This window comes from Clostridium massiliamazoniense (assembly GCF_001403635.1).
Classification (GTDB): domain Bacteria; phylum Bacillota; class Clostridia; order Clostridiales; family Clostridiaceae; genus Sarcina; species Sarcina massiliamazoniense.
Genome location: NZ_LN879468.1, coordinates 343,945 through 361,833, shown reverse-complemented (window position 1 = coordinate 361,833; position 17,889 = coordinate 343,945). Strand labels below are relative to the sequence as shown.

Annotated in this window: 16 protein-coding genes; 4 read left to right on the top strand and 12 right to left on the bottom strand. The window is 27.3% G+C overall.

The window, feature by feature from the left end; genetic code table 11:
• Positions 1-45: 45 nt before the first annotated feature.
• The 6 genes from ARA19_RS08635 to ARA19_RS08610 form a co-directional block, all read right to left on the bottom strand.
• Positions 46-1,371, bottom strand: a complete 1,326-nt coding sequence (locus ARA19_RS08635) for a C40 family peptidase (RefSeq protein WP_055070571.1) — start codon at positions 1,369-1,371, stop codon at positions 46-48.
• A 258-nt stretch (positions 1,372-1,629) separates the two neighbouring features.
• Positions 1,630-2,058 carry a hypothetical protein gene (locus ARA19_RS08630; RefSeq protein ID WP_055070570.1) on the bottom strand — a complete coding sequence of 143 codons (429 nt, stop codon included), beginning with the start codon at positions 2,056-2,058 and terminating at the stop codon, positions 1,630-1,632.
• 399 nt (positions 2,059-2,457) lie between these two features.
• Complete coding sequence (gene pulA, locus ARA19_RS08625; protein ID WP_055070569.1) at positions 2,458-4,350, bottom strand: type I pullulanase; 1,893 nt, start codon at positions 4,348-4,350, stop codon at positions 2,458-2,460.
• Positions 4,351-4,683: 333 nt separating this feature from the next.
• The gene (locus ARA19_RS08620; RefSeq protein ID WP_055070568.1) at positions 4,684-5,652 is read right to left on the bottom strand and encodes an alpha/beta hydrolase; all 969 of its coding nucleotides are present in this window, start codon (positions 5,650-5,652) and stop codon (positions 4,684-4,686) included.
• 150 nt (positions 5,653-5,802) lie between these two features.
• Complete coding sequence (locus tag ARA19_RS08615; RefSeq protein ID WP_055070567.1) at positions 5,803-6,627, bottom strand: fused DSP-PTPase phosphatase/NAD kinase-like protein; 825 nt, start codon at positions 6,625-6,627, stop codon at positions 5,803-5,805.
• Between the two features lie 140 nt (positions 6,628-6,767).
• Positions 6,768-7,298: an ECF transporter S component gene (locus ARA19_RS08610; RefSeq protein WP_055070566.1), complete on the bottom strand. Its 531-nt coding sequence runs from the start codon at positions 7,296-7,298 to the stop codon at positions 6,768-6,770.
• A gap of 255 nt (positions 7,299-7,553) precedes the next feature.
• On the opposite strand from ARA19_RS08610, the gene ARA19_RS08605 reads away from it, so the two are divergent.
• Entirely contained in the window at positions 7,554-7,805 is a 252-nt protein-coding gene (locus tag ARA19_RS08605) for a DUF3850 domain-containing protein (protein WP_084764401.1), read from the top strand.
• 64 nt (positions 7,806-7,869) lie between these two features.
• Here the strand turns inward: ARA19_RS08605 and ARA19_RS08600 are convergent, their stop codons facing one another.
• Together ARA19_RS08600 and ARA19_RS08595 are read right to left on the bottom strand one after the other, a co-directional pair.
• Positions 7,870-9,165, bottom strand: a complete 1,296-nt coding sequence (locus ARA19_RS08600) for a D-alanyl-D-alanine carboxypeptidase family protein (protein ID WP_055070564.1) — start codon at positions 9,163-9,165, stop codon at positions 7,870-7,872.
• A 272-nt stretch (positions 9,166-9,437) separates the two neighbouring features.
• Positions 9,438-10,817 carry a radical SAM protein gene (locus ARA19_RS08595; RefSeq protein WP_055070563.1) on the bottom strand — a complete coding sequence of 460 codons (1,380 nt, stop codon included), beginning with the start codon at positions 10,815-10,817 and terminating at the stop codon, positions 9,438-9,440.
• A gap of 661 nt (positions 10,818-11,478) precedes the next feature.
• Here ARA19_RS08595 and ARA19_RS08590 point away from each other — a divergent pair.
• On the top strand, positions 11,479-12,090 hold the full coding sequence (locus ARA19_RS08590; protein WP_055070562.1) for a hypothetical protein: 612 nt from the start codon (positions 11,479-11,481) through the stop codon (positions 12,088-12,090).
• Between the two features lie 68 nt (positions 12,091-12,158).
• Here ARA19_RS08590 and ARA19_RS08585 read toward each other — a convergent pair whose 3' ends face one another.
• A complete protein-coding gene (locus ARA19_RS08585) occupies positions 12,159-12,791 on the bottom strand; it encodes an SIMPL domain-containing protein (protein ID WP_055070561.1) in 633 nt (210 codons plus the stop codon).
• A gap of 96 nt (positions 12,792-12,887) precedes the next feature.
• Between ARA19_RS08585 and ARA19_RS08580 the strand changes: the two genes are divergently transcribed.
• Positions 12,888-13,523, top strand: a complete 636-nt coding sequence (locus ARA19_RS08580; protein WP_055070560.1) for a zinc ribbon domain-containing protein — start codon at positions 12,888-12,890, stop codon at positions 13,521-13,523.
• Positions 13,524-13,597: 74 nt separating this feature from the next.
• Here ARA19_RS08580 and ARA19_RS08575 read toward each other — a convergent pair whose 3' ends face one another.
• Both ARA19_RS08575 and ARA19_RS08570 read right to left on the bottom strand, forming a co-directional pair.
• Positions 13,598-14,359: a DUF438 domain-containing protein gene (locus ARA19_RS08575; RefSeq protein ID WP_055072089.1), complete on the bottom strand. Its 762-nt coding sequence runs from the start codon at positions 14,357-14,359 to the stop codon at positions 13,598-13,600.
• Positions 14,360-14,621: 262 nt separating this feature from the next.
• Positions 14,622-14,810, bottom strand: a complete 189-nt coding sequence (locus ARA19_RS08570) for a hypothetical protein (RefSeq protein ID WP_055070559.1) — start codon at positions 14,808-14,810, stop codon at positions 14,622-14,624.
• A 317-nt stretch (positions 14,811-15,127) separates the two neighbouring features.
• Between ARA19_RS08570 and ARA19_RS08565 the strand changes: the two genes are divergently transcribed.
• Entirely contained in the window at positions 15,128-16,354 is a 1,227-nt protein-coding gene (locus ARA19_RS08565) for a multidrug effflux MFS transporter (RefSeq protein WP_055070558.1), read from the top strand.
• Between the two features lie 148 nt (positions 16,355-16,502).
• On the opposite strand, the gene ARA19_RS08560 is transcribed toward ARA19_RS08565, so the two are convergent.
• Positions 16,503-17,669 carry an iron-containing alcohol dehydrogenase gene (locus tag ARA19_RS08560; protein WP_055070557.1) on the bottom strand — a complete coding sequence of 389 codons (1,167 nt, stop codon included), beginning with the start codon at positions 17,667-17,669 and terminating at the stop codon, positions 16,503-16,505.
• Positions 17,670-17,889 lie beyond the last annotated feature (220 nt).

Sequence of the window (17,889 nt, the reverse complement as noted above, 5' to 3'; positions counted from 1 at the left end):
AAGATGAAATTTTATCCATCTTAAGATAGCCTTTCTATATTAACTTTATAATACTCTTCTTATTTGTCCTATTTTACTCCAAGGCACATCTATAATCCTAACCTTACTTCCAGTTCTAGGTGCTTCTATCATCTGTCCATCTCCAACATACATACCTACATGACTTAAATCTGAATAAAATACTAAATCTCCAGGTTTTACATTGCTTCTACTCACTGCTTGTCCTTGTTTTACTTGGTCGTAAGTAGTTCTTCCTAAACTTACCCCACCTTGTCTAAAGCCCCATTGCATTAAACCTGAACAGTCAAAGGCTCTATAATTTCCATTTCTATATTCACTTGGAACATCATATCTTTGACCAGGATATTTCTTTGAAAGACTTGAAATTAAGCTATCACTTATAATTTCACCACTACCTCCATATACATATGGAGTTCCTATATGTTTTTTCATAGCATTTAATACTGTTTCATACTTTCCTTGATTTGTTTCTGAACTTCCATTATTTCCAGTATTACTACTATTTTCACTTACCTTTGCTACATAGTCACCATGAACATAACCAAATTTATTATTATAATTTATGTAATACCATCCATTTTTTTGTCCATGTATATCAAAGGTATTTCCTGCATAAAGAGAACCTATGATACTTGCTGATGTACTTGCATCACTTCTCATTCTTAAAGATGTGCTTACGTTTACAACTTTCCCCTTTTCTATTTTCCCACTAATTTCTGGTTTAGAAGTTGAAGATTCTTCATTACTTCCTCCATTATTTACACTTCCACTTAAAACTTTTACATAATCACCATGAACGTATCCTGTTGTTCCATTACTCTTTATTTTGTACCATCCATTAGATTTTGATAAAATTTCAAATTTATCTCCACCTCTAAGGCTACCTATCACTGCTGAGGATGTACTAGCTGATTGTCTTATTCTTAATGATGTAGTTACATTTATAACCTGTCCATAATTACCTGACATGTTATTATTCTCTGTATTGTTGTTATTATTAGCACTACCACCATTATTGACAGATATATAGTCAGCACTAACATAGCCTTTTATACCTTTGACTTCAATCTCATACCATCCATCTGTTTTTGATATGATATTTACTGTATTTCCACCATATAAGTATCCTAATATATTCGAATTAGTACTTGGCTTTTGTCTTATCCTTAAATTACTAGTTACATTTATCACTGTTCCCGTTTCACTAGCTCTACTTGTTTGATTAACTTGTAATACATGATTTACTACTTGTTTATTATCTATATTATTAACTTCTCTATTTTGTCCGTTTGCTGTTACTCCCACTAATAATCCAATTGTTATAATCGCTGTTAATATTCTTTTTTTCATCTAATTCCCCCTAAATATTACAATTTGATTACATAATTTATACTATATTATTTCAATAAGTTTTTCCATAGAAATTCTATTAACTTTTTATAAATTCCAACATTTTGTTTATTATTTATACATAATTTCCTTATTTTTTTGTCATATTTATAATAAAATCGAATTTAAATGGCTAAAAATAAAAAAACTAGGTTAAAAAATCTATTAAGATTTTTTATTAACCTAGTTTTACTCTATATAACACTTACTTTTATAAAATTAAATACTCATAATTTTCTCTACGTTTTCCATTGTAGTTTTAACTATGAATATAATATCCTTATCTATTCTAATTTTACATTCTTTATTATTTATTTTAACTTGATTTATGTTTATAGTATTTGAAGATAATTCTCTATACTTACCAGGTGCTATATTAACCTCAAATTTTTTATCTTGAGCTCCTGTTAATTTTACTATACTCCCCTCTTCAGTTCCTTCACTCTTAATTCTTATATCTATTATGTTATTACTTTTTGAAGAACAACCTTTTACAACCTCAACAGGAATGTTTTCTATAGTGGCTTCCCCCATTAATGTCATCCATCCACCACTTAAATTCATTTTTATTAAAACTTCTAAATTATATTCTTCATTTAATTTTTTTAATCCTTGTCCTAATTCATATATATTCAACTCTAAGTTCATATGTAAACCTCTTTTCTAAATTATAATTCGTACTATTTCGATATGTTATATATATTATACATCATTTTCAGAAAATTTCCACAGTTTTATCGTATTTTTTTATTTTTTATAATTAAATTTAAATTTTCAACCTCCAAATAATTGAAAAATCCTTCTCTATCATATACTTAGCCTCATATAACTTTATTTACAAAAATATTCTTAATAATAACTTAAGTGCACTAACTTCCCTTGCTATTTTACACAAGCTTAAAATACCTTCGAAATAATAGAACCTAAACTTATTTAAATAAGTTTAACAATGTAGAATAACAACATAAAAAATAAAATTCATTAATAAAATAAGGAATATAAAAAAACATAATTATAAGCTTTAAAATACTCCTTATTTCTAGTATTTTACGGTATTATTTTTGCTACAAGTGTTGATATTTTTTGTACTATTATATTTTTTCTTTTAAAAGTTTCTATTACATTTATTCCAGAATTAAATTTATCAGTCAAAACTTCTAAGTTTAATTCCTTATCTAAATTCAGATTATAATCATATTCATTAGCATTATGAACTACTAAGATTTTATCATTATCATTCTCTAAAGTATAAGCAATGCAGCAATCCTTTGTTTCTATAAACTTAAGCCCTTTTTTTATTTCCTCTGCTGTTTTAAATCTAAATAAACTAAATGCTTTTCTAAGTTCTATAAGCCCCTTAGTATAGATTACAGAATCTATATTTTGTTTTTTCATATTCCAACAAACTTTATTTATACTATCTGGTGAGTTATATGAATTTTCTACACCTTGCTTAGTTCTTAAAAACTCCTGACCAATTTGCATAAAGGGAATTCCTTGTGAAAGTATTATAATACTAATCCCTAATTTCTGAACATCTTTTATTACTTCCACTGCAACTCCATCTTTTAAAAGTTTATCATAAAAAGTATAGTTATCATGACATTCAACATAGTTTACAACTTGATTTGGACTTACCACTCCCCAAAGTTTTATTTCATCTGAATAATCAATTCCACCAACAATACTAGATTTCACCCTTAACTTCTTTGTAAAATCTCCATTTAGAAATCCTCTATCATTTTCTATAAACTCACTACCTCTTAGAGCATCCCGTATAGTATCATTAAAAAATCCTATATTTTTTATTTTACTTGCATTTCTCTGAGTAGCTCTTCTCTCCTCAGGTAAAATCGAATTCATACTCCATCCTTCTCCAATTATTATAATGTATGGATTAATTTTTTTAAGCTCTTTTTTTACTTCATTCATTGTATCTATGTCTATTAATCCCATAAGATCAAATCTAAATCCATCTAATTTGTACTCACTTGCCCAAAACTTAACAGAATCAACTATAAATTTTCTTGCCATTTTATTTTCTGATGCTACAGTATTACCACATCCTGTTTCATTTTGTATATATCCATGGTTGTATCTAAAAAAATATCCTGGCATACTTAGATGAAAACCTGACTTATCATACTCATAAAGATGGTTATAAACAACATCCATAATTACTCCTAATCCATGTAAATGTATTTCTTGTATTGTTTCCTTAAGTTCTCTTATTCTACATTTTACATCATAAGGATTTGTACTATAACTCCCCTCTACAGCATTATAGTTTTGTGGATCATATCCCCAATTATATGGTCTATTATTTTCAGTTTCATTATTATTTGCAAGCTTTTCATCAATACTAGCAAAATCATAAATTGGCATTATTTGAACATGTGTAAATCCCATTTCTTTAATATGACTTATTCCCGTTAAGTTCTCAAAATCACCATTTTGGAATTGCTTCACCCCTAAAAACTTTCCCTTATTTTTTATATTTGATGACTTATCTATTGATATATCTCTAATACTCATTTCGCAAATTATACTGTCACAAGGTTCAATTTTTTCTAATCCTTTATGTTCTAAAAAACCTTCTGGATTGGTATCATTCATATCTATTATTGCCCCTTTTATTCCATTAACAGAAACTGCTCTTGCATAAGGATCTACAAATTCTCTTCTTTCTCCATCTATATAAACTGCAAAGGTATAAAATTTTTCTTTTATATCCTCATTAAGACTTATACTAAAAACGCCTTTAACTTTATTCATTTCATATTCACTGAAATTTTGACTTTCATAATGATCATAAATACATAAACAAGCACTTTCTGCCAATGGTGACCAAAACTTAAAAGTAAAAATTCCACCTTCTATAGTTAATCCTAAATCATCTTTCTCATAATAATATAGTTTATCCAATTCCCTTATATCCATTAAAATCATCCCTTTTCAAATTTTATATCATACTTTTTAATAATTAGTATCTCTAATACTCCTTATGATTTAAAGATAAACAAACATAGCCCTCTAACTAAATTGATTCCACTATATATACATCTCTATAAATGCTACCCTTGAAAATAATATTAATCTATTTTTTTCAAATACTTATTAAAGTCTACCCTCACTATAAAATATGGCTGCTTCATTTATATAATTCCAAAAATCCTCAATTCTGAATCTCCCTTTTATCTATATTAAAAGAGACCAATCAACTGTGAATTTCAATCCACTTTGATTAGTCTCTTTCCACTAATATTACTTAATTTATTCTTTTATATGTTTATTTAAAAACTTTTCTACAGTATCCCAATATAGTTCTGGATTAACTAAAAAAGATTTGGCATGACCTGCTCCTTCTATTATCAGCTTTTCTTTTTCACAATTTATAGCTGAATCATAGACTTCCTGCAACATAGCATATGGAACGAATTCATCCTTATCTCCATGTATAAATAACATTGGTTTTTTCGCTTTACCTAATTGTTTAATAGCTGATGCTTCTCTTATGGAGTAACCTGCTCTTATTTTACTTACTACACTAGCTGAATGCATTACAGGAAACTTTGGCACCTTCTTATACATTGATTTTAATTGATATGAAAATTGATTCCAAGCTGATGTATAACCACAATCTTCAATAATAGCCTTTACATTATCCTTTAATTCTTCACCAGCTGCCATCATTACAGTTCCAGCTCCCATAGATATTCCATAAAGAACTATATCGGCATTTTCATTTATTTCTGTTATATAATTTATCCAATTTATTATATCTAGTCTGTCATGCCATCCCATGCCAATATAAGTCCCTTCACTTCTCCCGTGTCCTCTTAAATCTGGAGCTATTACATTATATCCAAGTTCATTAAACTTTTTTATTGCATTAACTAAATTAGCTGCATTTCCCATATATCCATGAACAACTATTGCCCATTTATTACTTTCTTCTTTTTTAACTAAATAACCATGTAACTTTAAATTGCCATAAGAATTGATATATACACTCTCATAGTTTGATTCTTCCTTGAACCAATTCATTTCCTCTTCTGTTACTCTTCCACTGGTATCTTTAATAGTAACTTTATCTGTTGTTTTATCTGTATTCCCGAAAACCTTCTCTTTTGATGCTTTAGGATTTAAAGCTAAATTATAAAAATAATTTCCGACTGCACCAAGAGCAGCAATACTTGCAACTGATCCTATACCTACTAATGCTACATTTTTCTTTTTCATATAAAACTCAGCCCCATTCCTTAAAATATCCGTTTATATTTATATTATACAATAAATTAATAAATGTTTAAATTTTAACTGAACAGAACTATTTGTTCTAACCCTTCCTCAATGCTTTTATTAAGTATTTAAAAATTTAAATAATCTATATTAACTTTTCCAATTTGAATAGGCAACTTCATAATTATTATCTTTATTACACTTTACATAATTATGAAACTTATTTAAAAAATTAACCTTCTCTTTATTAGTACTTAACTCTGTACCTCCATTTTCTAATTGATATTTAAGTATTTCATCTAATGATAAATCTAAATTATTATTCATTATTTGATACATAGCCATAAATAGAGTTGTTCTTCCCTCTCCATAATCACAATGAAAGTGAGTATGCAAATCCTTAGGCTTATTTTTTACTATATTTATAAAGTTATCAACAACATCTTCTGAAGGAATCCCATTACTTTTAACTGCTAATCTTATATATTCTATATTATTTTTAGTTGCTAAATCATATTCACTCATTACCTTTTTTACAGTCAAATTTTCCTCAGGCTTTTTTGCCTTATTGTAGATTTTAACACTACTATTTAATTTTATTTTTTCAAGATCATTTATTTCTTTTACCATTACTGAATTTGATGACATTCCATAGTTTAAAGCATCGCTATTTCCAGCATAACTAAAAGCAATATTATTTATAAAACCGTGTGACTCTTGCCTTAAATCTATATCTAGTATTTTATCTTTACTTAAAGATTGAATTAAATTAGGAAGTTGATTTGGAGTAAATTGTCCACTTCCTGATATATTGAGAAATTCTATATTTCTATACTTTTCTGGCATTGCTGATTCATTTTTCCCATCACTAACCATGAACATATTATTTTCACTAGCTTCTACATTTATCAATTTAGGAGAAATAATTACTATACTTAAAATTAATAGTAATGTAAGTTTAAAATGATTCTTCATTTATACCACCTCAATACTTAAATATAGAATTATTTTCTCTGTTTATAAGCAATTTTATTCCTTAACTAATAACATAATATTATTCATTATATCCATTGATAATTGCAATATAACTAACCTTCCTTTCTAAATCTAAAATTTTAAATCTTATACATATTCATCTTTTTCATAGCTGATTTTATCATTATAGATAAAGGTAAAGCCCCTATTATCCCAATTACACATTGCATTATATTTCCAAATAAAGATTCAATAGGAATATATATATTAAAATATAATATTGCTTCAGTTAAATAATATCCAGCAACCATTATTAAGCTTGATAAAAACAATCCCATAATTAACATTACATTTTTAAAGACCTTATTTTCACTTTTTATATTTCCTAAATACCCCAAAGAATAGCCCATAAAAAATCTTATAACAAATGTAAAAGGAGCCCATATAACATAGGAACTTGTTATATCAAACAAAGCCATTCCAAAAGCTCCAGCTATTGCACCAGTTTTTTTACCAAAAACAATAGCTATAGTAAATAACATTACATTCCCTAAATGAAAAAGTGATCCTTCTGTTGGTCCTGGTATATTTATAAATCTCGTAGCTATATACACCAAAGCTATACATAATCCATAATTTATTATATTTTTTGAATTATATTTTTTCTCCATATAATCCCCCCTTAACTATGAAAATTTAATTCCAATATGCTTAAATCTTAAATTCATCATTGATATTTGTCAATTTTTTCATTTTGTATGGATTCAATTTACAAATAAATTCATCAATTATTTGTAAAATTAATCTTTTTCTGTCTTCTTTTTTAATTCAAAAAAATATATTATATAAGTATAAGAAGATATTAAATTTAATCGAAAGGAGGTGAACTGTTTAAAATAACAAAATATTATTTTAAACAGCATCTTATGGAATATAAATTGAATATATCAGAAAAGGATTTCAATGATATTTATTTTGGAAGAAAAAAATTTTTAGTTCGAAATGATAATATTGATTTTAAAATAGGAGATATTCTAATCCTTAAAGAATATGAAAATGAAAAATATACAGGAAATATTATGCACAGAGTAATTACCTATATAGAGAATAACAATGCCTACTTAAAAGAGGATTTTCTTATATTGGGAATTGCTGAAATTTCTAAATTATATACTTAAAAGTAATAAGGATTGTATCACAGGGATATTTATTCCCTCTTGATACAATCCACTTATTTTTTAATTAAGAAACTTTTTTATTTTTTACTATGAATACTGCACTTAATACTATTAATATAATAAATGATAATAAAGCTATATATGGGAAGATACTTATTTCTATTAATTTTGCTTCTGTTATTCCAGCTGTTGTGTTATAAGTTTTATTATATTTTAATTCATTGAAATTAACTTTAACACCGTTGCTCACAGCATCCCAAGCTGAAATATTATTAGTATCTACTTCTAGTTTACTATATTCATTATTTTCACCATTATTATAGTACATTATGTTTTCATTTAATTTTAATGGAACCTTTATGTCTACACTAGGTCCAAAGAATCCAAATAATTTATATTTCAGAGTTGGAACTGCTACTACTGAACCTGCCTTTTCATATATAACAGGTGTAGCATTAAAACTATAATTCATTATTTTATCCATATCTTTAAATATCTCTGGATTTTCTTCATTTTCTCCAGATTTCATTATAACCCCAACTATAGTTTTACCATTTCTTACATCTACATTAAATAAACAACGTCCTGCTTCAAATGTAAATCCTGTTTTCCCTCCTACATTTCCATCCTTACCTAAATTAGCATTTCTATTTTCTATATGGATTATTTCATTTGGTGTTTGATTAAAATGAATAGCTGCATACTTTGTATTCATTGTTTCTCTTACCCAAGGAATAGAATAAGCATGAGATCCTATTATAGCAATATCATATGCAGTTGTATAATGATCTGGATTATTTAAACCATTAGGATTCATAAAATGAGTTCCTTTAAGTCCCCATTTTTGAGCTGTTTCATTCATCATCTTTGCAAAATTTTCTTTATTTCCACCAACATAATCCGCTATCATATAAGCAGTATCATTAGCAGAATATAATAACAATCCATCTAAAACATCCTTTGCTTCCATTGTTTCTCCTACCTTTACAGGCCAAAAGTTTTTACTTAAAGAAAACTCTGGTTGTTCTTCTGCTGATTGAGTATAAGGAATTTCATCAGTTGGCTTTGCATGTGTTCCAAAAAGATATGCAGTCATTAATTTAGTTAAACTTGCTGGATATCTTTTCGCATTTGGATCTTTAGAATAAATTACTTCATTATCAGATAAATCCATTGTCACAGCTGATTCTCCCTGTATTCCTGGCTCATCTTTATTTGTTCCATAGGCTATAGGTTTGTCTACTTTTACTGGATTACTATAAATTTTCGATGATATAGCCATTGGAAAATAAAATGAACAAATAAAGCTTATAATAAATATTACAAGTGTTATCCCTATTGAAATTTTTAATTTTCGCATTAAGTTATCCCTCTTTTGTTTTATTTTCACTCCCTCCAAAATTATACAACTACTTTGATAACATTTTCAATCTCTTTTTGTTAATCACTTTAACTTATATTTTTAATATTCTATTAATATTTTACAATTTAAAATATTATTTTTCATAGAACCATTATCCAAAATTAAATAAAACTTAAATATATCTTAACTAAATTAAATTATTTAAAATAAAAAAATATCTCTAAATAGAAGAAAATTCTATTTAGAGATATAACTTTACTTAAAAATACTTACATCATATCCATACGCTTTGGTACTTTATCGCATTTTTCTGGATATAATTCTCTCCAAGCTTTCTCAGCATATGGTGTAAATTCTGCTGATAAATTATCTAATTTTTTCTTAAACTCGTCATCATATATCATTGCTCTTGCACTTTCATCAGTTGGTCTTGCTCCAACCTTTTGAACAATTTCCCTTACTACATTAGTATTATCAATCATCATGCAAGGTTTAAGTAAATTATCACTATATGGCTGTCTATTCATTAATTCTTTAAAGAATTGGCTTTGGAATACTTCTCCTAGTGACTTTTCTCTTACATTATCAACAGTAAAATGAGCAAATACACATGGTTCAACATCTCCTGATGCTGTTACATGGCAATAATAGCTACCAGCAATACATCCACCAACATGAGGTGCATCATTAAAGAAGTCGATTGTTAAACATGGTTTTGTGTGTCTTATTTCATTTGAACGTTTTCCCATTCTAAGTCTTTGTTCTGGGTTTAACATCAATGAGACATCTGGTTTTTCACCTATTGGCATAAACATGAAATACCAATTTATAAATGAACCTTTATCCATTAAATTATCTATAAATTCATCTGATATTACAGTATCAACATTCATAGCACCAGTTGCTGATGATACTCCAAAAGGAATTCCTCTACTTTTTAGTTTTTCCATTCCTTCCATAACTTTAGCATATACCCCTGCTCCTCTTCTTTCATCTGTTTCTTTTTCATAGCCTTCTAAAGAAAACATTGGGTAAACATTTTTTAATTCTTTTATTTTATCTGCAACTTCATCTGTAAATAAACTTCCATTTGTAAATGTAAGAAATACAACATCATTATATTTCTCATATATTTTCCACATATAATCAACAAAATAAGGTTCTCCACCTAGTATAAACATAAAGTATATACCTAAGTCTCTAGCTTCCCCTACAATTCTATCAACTTCTTCGTAAGTAAGACCTTTTGATTTATCCCAATCTGCTGCATAGCATCCTGTACATCTTAAATTACATTTCATTGATGGACTTATAAGAAGTGCAAAAGGAACATGAGCTCCATGCTCTTTATAAAATTTTTCTCTTTTTTCTCCTCCATTCCAAATAGCATTAGCTACGAAATTTCTAAAGAATGTCCTTAATATTTTAGGGTCTATTTCTGTTGTTATTCTATGAAGTAAGGGTTTCATTGATGGAACTTCTCTGTAAAAATGCTCTACCATTTCTACACCCTTTCTATCATATTCATTTCTTACAACTGTCTTAGCTATTTTTATTATTGCTTCTATGTTGCTCTCTGGGTCCTTTTCTATTATGTCACAAATGGTACTAATAATTTTTTCTCTTGTAGCTTCTTTATTAGACTTCATTTCGTCACCTCATATAAATTTTTCTCTTACAGTAAAATTAGACTACTGCTTAATAGATTAAGCTTAAATTTAGTTGTAGACAAAACCTTTAAATCTAAACTTTTATTATTTCTCTCACAGCCAGTTAACAACAGTATGAGTTTTTAATAAACATAATGCCATTATCTGGCTCTCAGATTAATTAAACTAAAGATTCATTACTGCTTAAAACTATTTTTGAATTAAGTCTCATTTTATCTTTATTCTAGTATTGCACCAATTTAACAAATTTATGTATATGTTAATAAAATTTATTTAATTTGTGATTTACTTTGAATTTTATCTTATTTAACTAATTTAAAACTACACTAATAAAAAAATATATTATTTTCCTTTAAAAACATATTTTAAGTTAATTTCCTCTACATTTTCCTGCATGCATTGAAATATTCTTGAAATTTTCTCAAATTAGTTGACATATTGTTAAAAAATTATTATATTCATAGTAAATAAACTGAAACTTAATCTAGATAGGATTTTGACTTTATCTGAATTTTAGTGGAAGTTATCTAAGGACTTGCGTCTGTTTATCTTAAACTTATAAAAGATTTGAGTATTACAGACACTCGTTCATCAAAAAAACTCAAATTATTATATAAGTAGACTCAGGAGATGTACACAAATGAAAAAAATGATAATAGAAGTTATAACAGGTCTTTTAGTCATAGGTATCTCTGCAGCTATACACTTTGGATATAGTAAATTTTCTGGTGATTTTTTTTCATCAAAAACTTCACAAACTCAAAGTGTTCAAGTAGCAACTGCTCAGTCGCCTAACACTAACTCTTATTCAAATTCTTCAAGTAATGATGATTCACAAAATAGTAATTATGGTTCTTCTAATGAAAACACCAATAATTCTAACTTATCTGAAAATAACAATGGAAATTCTCAAAAAGAAATTCAAAATCAGAGTTCAAAGCAATTAAATAATTATAGTAGTAACAATGCTACCAATAATACTATTTCTAATAAAACTACTACTGATAATTCAAGTCAACCAGTAGAGAAAATTTCAAATAGTCCAAGCAATACTCTAAATAATAGTTCTTCTGATAATGATGCTACTAAAAAAACGAGTATTTCTACTACTAATAATAACACTACTGATTCTAATAAGAACAGTAATTCTCAGGAGAGCAAAGATAATACAAGCTCTCAAAATAGCAAAAATACTGCTAATTCAAATGTCCCTTCAAATACACAGACATCTGAAAATACTTCTTCCAAATAATAAATTTAATCCAATTAAGTATTGTTCTAAATCTTATACCTAATTGGATTAAACTTTTATTTTCTATCTTATTTTATATTAAAAATTATAGTAACACTTTCTTCTATTTCTATATCCTTAGGATTTATATTAAAGTCCATATTATTTGATTTCCCTAATACTATATTGTTATATTGATTTCTAGGAAAAGCATTATAAGTATTATTATAAATAACCTCATTAACTGAAGATATTTTTAAATTTAAAGAATTGGCAATTATATTCCCCTTATTCTTTCCATCTTCAATAGCTCTTATTAAAGCTTCTTCCCTCAAACCTTCCTCATCAGAAACCTTAAAATCAATACTTATATTTGCTGAAAAATCACTATCACTTAAAAATTTTAATACCTTATTTATTTCTCTTTGTTCATTAGGAACTTCAATTTTTATTTTTTGTTCTGCTTTATAATGTGAAAAAATACTTTCTTTTAATTCATTATCATATTTATTCTCTGCATATATTTGAAAGTTTGTTGTTTTAACATCCTTTTCATTAATTCCTAAGTTCTTTATTCCTTGCAACACAGCTCTTATTGTTGAATTTAAAGTTTCTATAGCTTTATCATAATCTTTATTAGTAGCAATTTTTTGAAAGCTTATAATAGCCCTATCCGGTTCTTTTTTAATTTTTCCTTTTCCTATAACATTAATAGTTCTCAATGTTCTCCCCCTTTTTTATAACACAAAATTTAACCTATATATCCTAGATTTATTATTAATATTATACTATAATTCTTTTGAAAGGATTTGATTTAGATGAAAAAGAAAAGCAAGGCTTTTAAAGTTATTATATCTACAATAGTAGTCATTTTAATCATTATATTTGGTTCATTATTCACTTATGAAGCATATTTTGCTCCTAAGGTTCCTGTAACTTCTATTAACACTACTATAGAGGTAAATCCCTTAGAATTAGCCCTTAAGTTACTTCCAAATAAAGTAGACCTTTCTCTCAATGAAATAAAAGTTAATTCTAATATTGAACTTACTGAAGATCAACTAACTGATTTTGCTATATTAGCAATTCAAAATAATCAAGAGGTTCAAAAGTTTGTTAATGGCTTAAAATTCAATATAAATAACAATAAAGTTACTCTTTATGTTAAATTTACATATGGAGGAATACCTTTAGAAGCTCAATTAAACTTTAATTGTTTAAGTGAAAATGGTCAGGCAATTATTCACTATGAATCTGGAAATATAGGATTTATAAAAATCCCTGCAAGTGTTATATTCAATAGACTAAAATCAAATGAATTTATAACAGTTTATCCTAATGAACAAAATATAGCTTTAAACTTTAAATCTGTAAAAAATATATCAATAAATAGCTTTACCGTTAATGGTAATAAATTAGATATCGGTTTAGAAGCATCTTTAAAATTATTTTAAAATGTAAAATTAATCTATATAGCTAAATAAAAATGAGGATGTATCTATAATTTGATACATCCTCATTTTTATTATTATAAACTTTCTTGTGGTGTAAATGGACAATAGCCTATTTCATCACATTTTACTCTCATTTCATTCCATTTTTCAGTTGATTCTATAGCTTCTAAAGCTGTTGGATATAAAATATAGTTTTCTTTGAATATATGATCTTTTAATTCATAAATTAATTCTTTTGCTAATTGATCTAATCTTTCTTTGAAATCATCAAATCCTATATACTTAACTGTATTTCCTAATTCTCTTATAGCTATTTTCTTTGCTCTTAGAGTATCATGTTCCATTTTCATTATTCTTGTAGGACCTGTTATTTCTCTATCTTCTAATTCTTTAAATAGAACATCTTCTTCTCTTTTATGATGTAATTCTGCTTCAATTATTAAATTAGCCACTTCAACTAATTCATTAAAGATTTTATTATTTTCATCATACTTATTTAATTTACTTATTTCCTTATTTATTTCTTCTAATCTATCTAAAAGTTTTACTATTTCGTCGTGTTCTGCTACTAGTGTATATAAAACATGTCCCTTATCAATGTTTGATTTTAACTTTTCTAGCTCGTCCTTAAGAACTTCCATATGAATATCACATAAATGTCTTAAATCTGTTGGATTCATTCCTTCATCAATTAAACTTTGCTCTGCTACAGATAATTCTAAAGGATTTATATTTTTTACTATTTCTAAGCTTTCTTTTCTTAAATCTTCGCTTATTTCGCCTTCATTTAATTTTTTTAATAATCCTTTTAAAGCTTCTATTTTTTTTGCATCCATTTTCTTTTCTTTATTTTCCATGTTGTAAACTCCTTCTTTCTCTTTAAATTTATTCTATATCTATAAATTTCTTATTTTATTTCTTATTTGTTTTTCAGTTCTTGCTTATATCTTATAACATTTTATAAATTAAAGAGGTAACCAAAGTTACAACAAAAAAATAAAAAGTCAAATTGTTAAAGTTCACTATATAGTCTACTTAAGCAATTTAACTTTTTATATAAAATTTTAACTTATATTTAAATTTACTTCCTAACTCTAATTAGTCTTGGAATTTATCTAAGCTATCACAAGCACTTTTTAAAGAGCTTATAGCATCTTCTATTGCTGTTTTGTTTTCAGTTTTTTCTGCTTTCATTTTTGCTTCGTTTAATTCTGTTTCAGCTTTGTTTAATTGTGTTTTTACATCGTTTATGCAATCTTGTGCTTTATAGTTAGTATTGTTCATCATTTTAATGCACCATCCTTAAATAATTTATTGTAATTTCGAGCTCTCAACTACAATAATATAATGTGTAAAAACCACGAAAAAAAACCTAGTATTTCATGGCTTACATGGAATAATTTATTAAATTCATAAACTATCTACATTTGACACAACTACTAAAGTAATATTATGATTACTTTATCTAATAGCAAACCATAACAATGCTCTATCTTTTTAGTTGGAGTATTACTGCGTTATGCTCTTAGAAAAGTTAGACCAAATTCACTTTATTATCTCTTTGAATTAAGTCTTTCTTTACAAATACAAAAAGGAGAAAAATAATGACAACTAAAGAAAAAGAAAATCAAAGCATTAGCCAAAAGTTTTTAGGTAACACTGGATTCATAATTTTTATAGGTTTTTTAAGTGCTTTTGTACCTATGTCTACTGATTTGTATTTGCCTGCATTACCTTCTATGGTAAATACTTTTCATACTACTGTGGCTATACTAAATCTTACAATTACATTCTTTTTTATTTTTTATGCCGTAGGAATGTTATTTTGGGGTCCTCTTAGTGATAAGTATGGAAGAAAACCTATTCTATTAATTGGAATGATACTTTATGCTATAGGAAGTATATTATGTGCTACTGCTACTACTGTTCCACTACTTATAATTTATCGTATTTTACAAGCCATAGGAAGTGGTGCTGCAGTGTCAGTTTCAACAGCTATGATGAAAGATGTTTATAGTGGAAAAAAACTTGTGTCCATGCTTGCCACTGTACAATCTATAGCTATGACAACACCTGTTATAGCTCCTATTATAGGTGCATTTATTTTAAAATACACCTCTTGGCACGGTATATTTTGGATATTAACTGCTGTAAGTGTTATTGCTATAATTGGAGGACTATTACTTCAAGAAACTATAAAAATACATAGTACAGGAAATATAGTGCAAATATTTTCAAAATTAGCTATAGTTAGTAAGAATCCTGGATTTTCACTACTATTATTTATATTTTCAATGCAATCATTACCTATGATGGCTTATATAACTATGTCATCTTATATTTATATGAATGGTTTCCACTTAAGCGATCAAGTATATAGTTATTTCTATGCATGTACTGCTATATTCTTAGTTTTAGGACCTATGGTTTACATGAGATTAGCTAAAAAATTCCATAGTAATTCTATAATAAAAGCTGATTTTGCAATACTAGTTATAAGTGGTATATTACTTATCTTTATAGGTAAGGAATCACCTTATCTATTTGCCCTATGTATTATACCTGCCATGATGTTTGGTAACATGACTAGACCACCAGGAACAAACCTTATGTTAGCCCAACAAGATGACAATATAGGTTCAGCATCATCTTTAATAAGCTTTGCTAACACAATCATGGGAAGTATCGGTATGGTTCTTATAACCCTTAACTTTGGAAACAAAATTGTAGATATAGGAGTTATGTACTTAATAGTTTCTATATTAGCATTAATACTTTGGGTTATATTCCATAAGAAACCTTTTATAAGACAAGTGGAAGAACATCATTAAAAAATAACTATATTAGAATAGAAAAAATAGGATGTATCTATAATTTGATACGTCCTATTTGCCTTTTAGCTAGCTATATAGGTATCTCGGCAAGTATAAAATAAATCAAGGTGCTGATTTGATTCAGCACCTTTCTTGCATATATATTTTAAAAATCTACTTTCTCTCCATAAAAAGCAGCTTTATATATTTTTTCTATATCAATAGAATTAACATCCCTTGGATTTGTTAACGTACAAGCATCTTCTACAGCATTGTCTGACATATATTTAATATTTGCTAAGAACGCTTCTTCTTCTACACCATATTCTTTAAAGGTTTTAGGTATATTTAATTCATCATTTAAATCTCTTATTAACTTAACTAATGCTTCTACAAGTTCTTTTTCATCATTTCCCTTAAGACCTAGCATCACAGCTATTTTAGCAAATCTAGCTCCTGCTTTTTTAGCATTAAATTCAATTACAGATGGAAGTAAAATAGCATTAGCGCATCCATGAGGTACATGGAATACTCCTCCTATTTTATGTGCCATTGAATGAACTATACCTAAAGAAACATTACTAAAGGCCATTCCAGCTAAACATTGTGCATCATGCATTTCTTTTCTTGCTTCCATATCTCCATCATAGGATTTCTTTACATAATCTCTCACCATTTCTATTGCCTTTAGAGCAAGAGGATCTGAGAAATTATCTGCTGATGTTGACACATAAGCTTCTATAGCATGAGTCATTGCATCCATACCTGTATGAGCTACTAATTTTGGTGGCATTGTTTCAGCTAAGTCTGGATCAACTATGGCTATATCTGGAGTTATTTCAAAATCAGCTAATGGATATTTAATTTTAGCCTTATAGTCTGTTATAACTGAGAAGGCTGTAACTTCTGTAGCTGTTCCACTAGTTGATGCAATAGCAACAAACTTAGCCTTATTTCTTAACTTAGGTAAGCCAAATGGTATTATAGCCTTTTCAAATGTAAATTCTGGATGCTCATAAAAAATCCACATAGCCTTTGCTGCATCAATAGGAGAGCCTCCACCAAGACCAATAATCCAGTCTGGATTAAATTCTTCCATTGCCTTAGCACCTTTCATTACAGTTTCCACTGATGGATCAGATTCAACTCCATCAAAAACAGTAACTTCCATTCCAGCTTCCTTTAAATTGTCCTCTATTTTTTGCAAAAAGCCAAATCTTTTCATTGAGCCTCCGCCCATTACTATCATTGCTTTTTTACCTTCTAAAGTTTTTAAAACATCAATTGATCCCTTTCCATGATAAATGTCCCTTGGTAATGTAAAACGAGCCATAAAACCCCTCCTAAACACTATTTGAAATTATTTACAATATAGTTATATTAAATCATAAAATCATTTTAATGTAAATAAATTAATTTACTTTATTTGGTAACTAATATCTGTAATGCTCCATTCTTCTACAAGTTAAAAATAAACAAACCACGTCCTTATCTAAATTTCACTAAAATTCAGATAAAAATTTAAAACTTCATCTAAATTAAATCTTATCTTA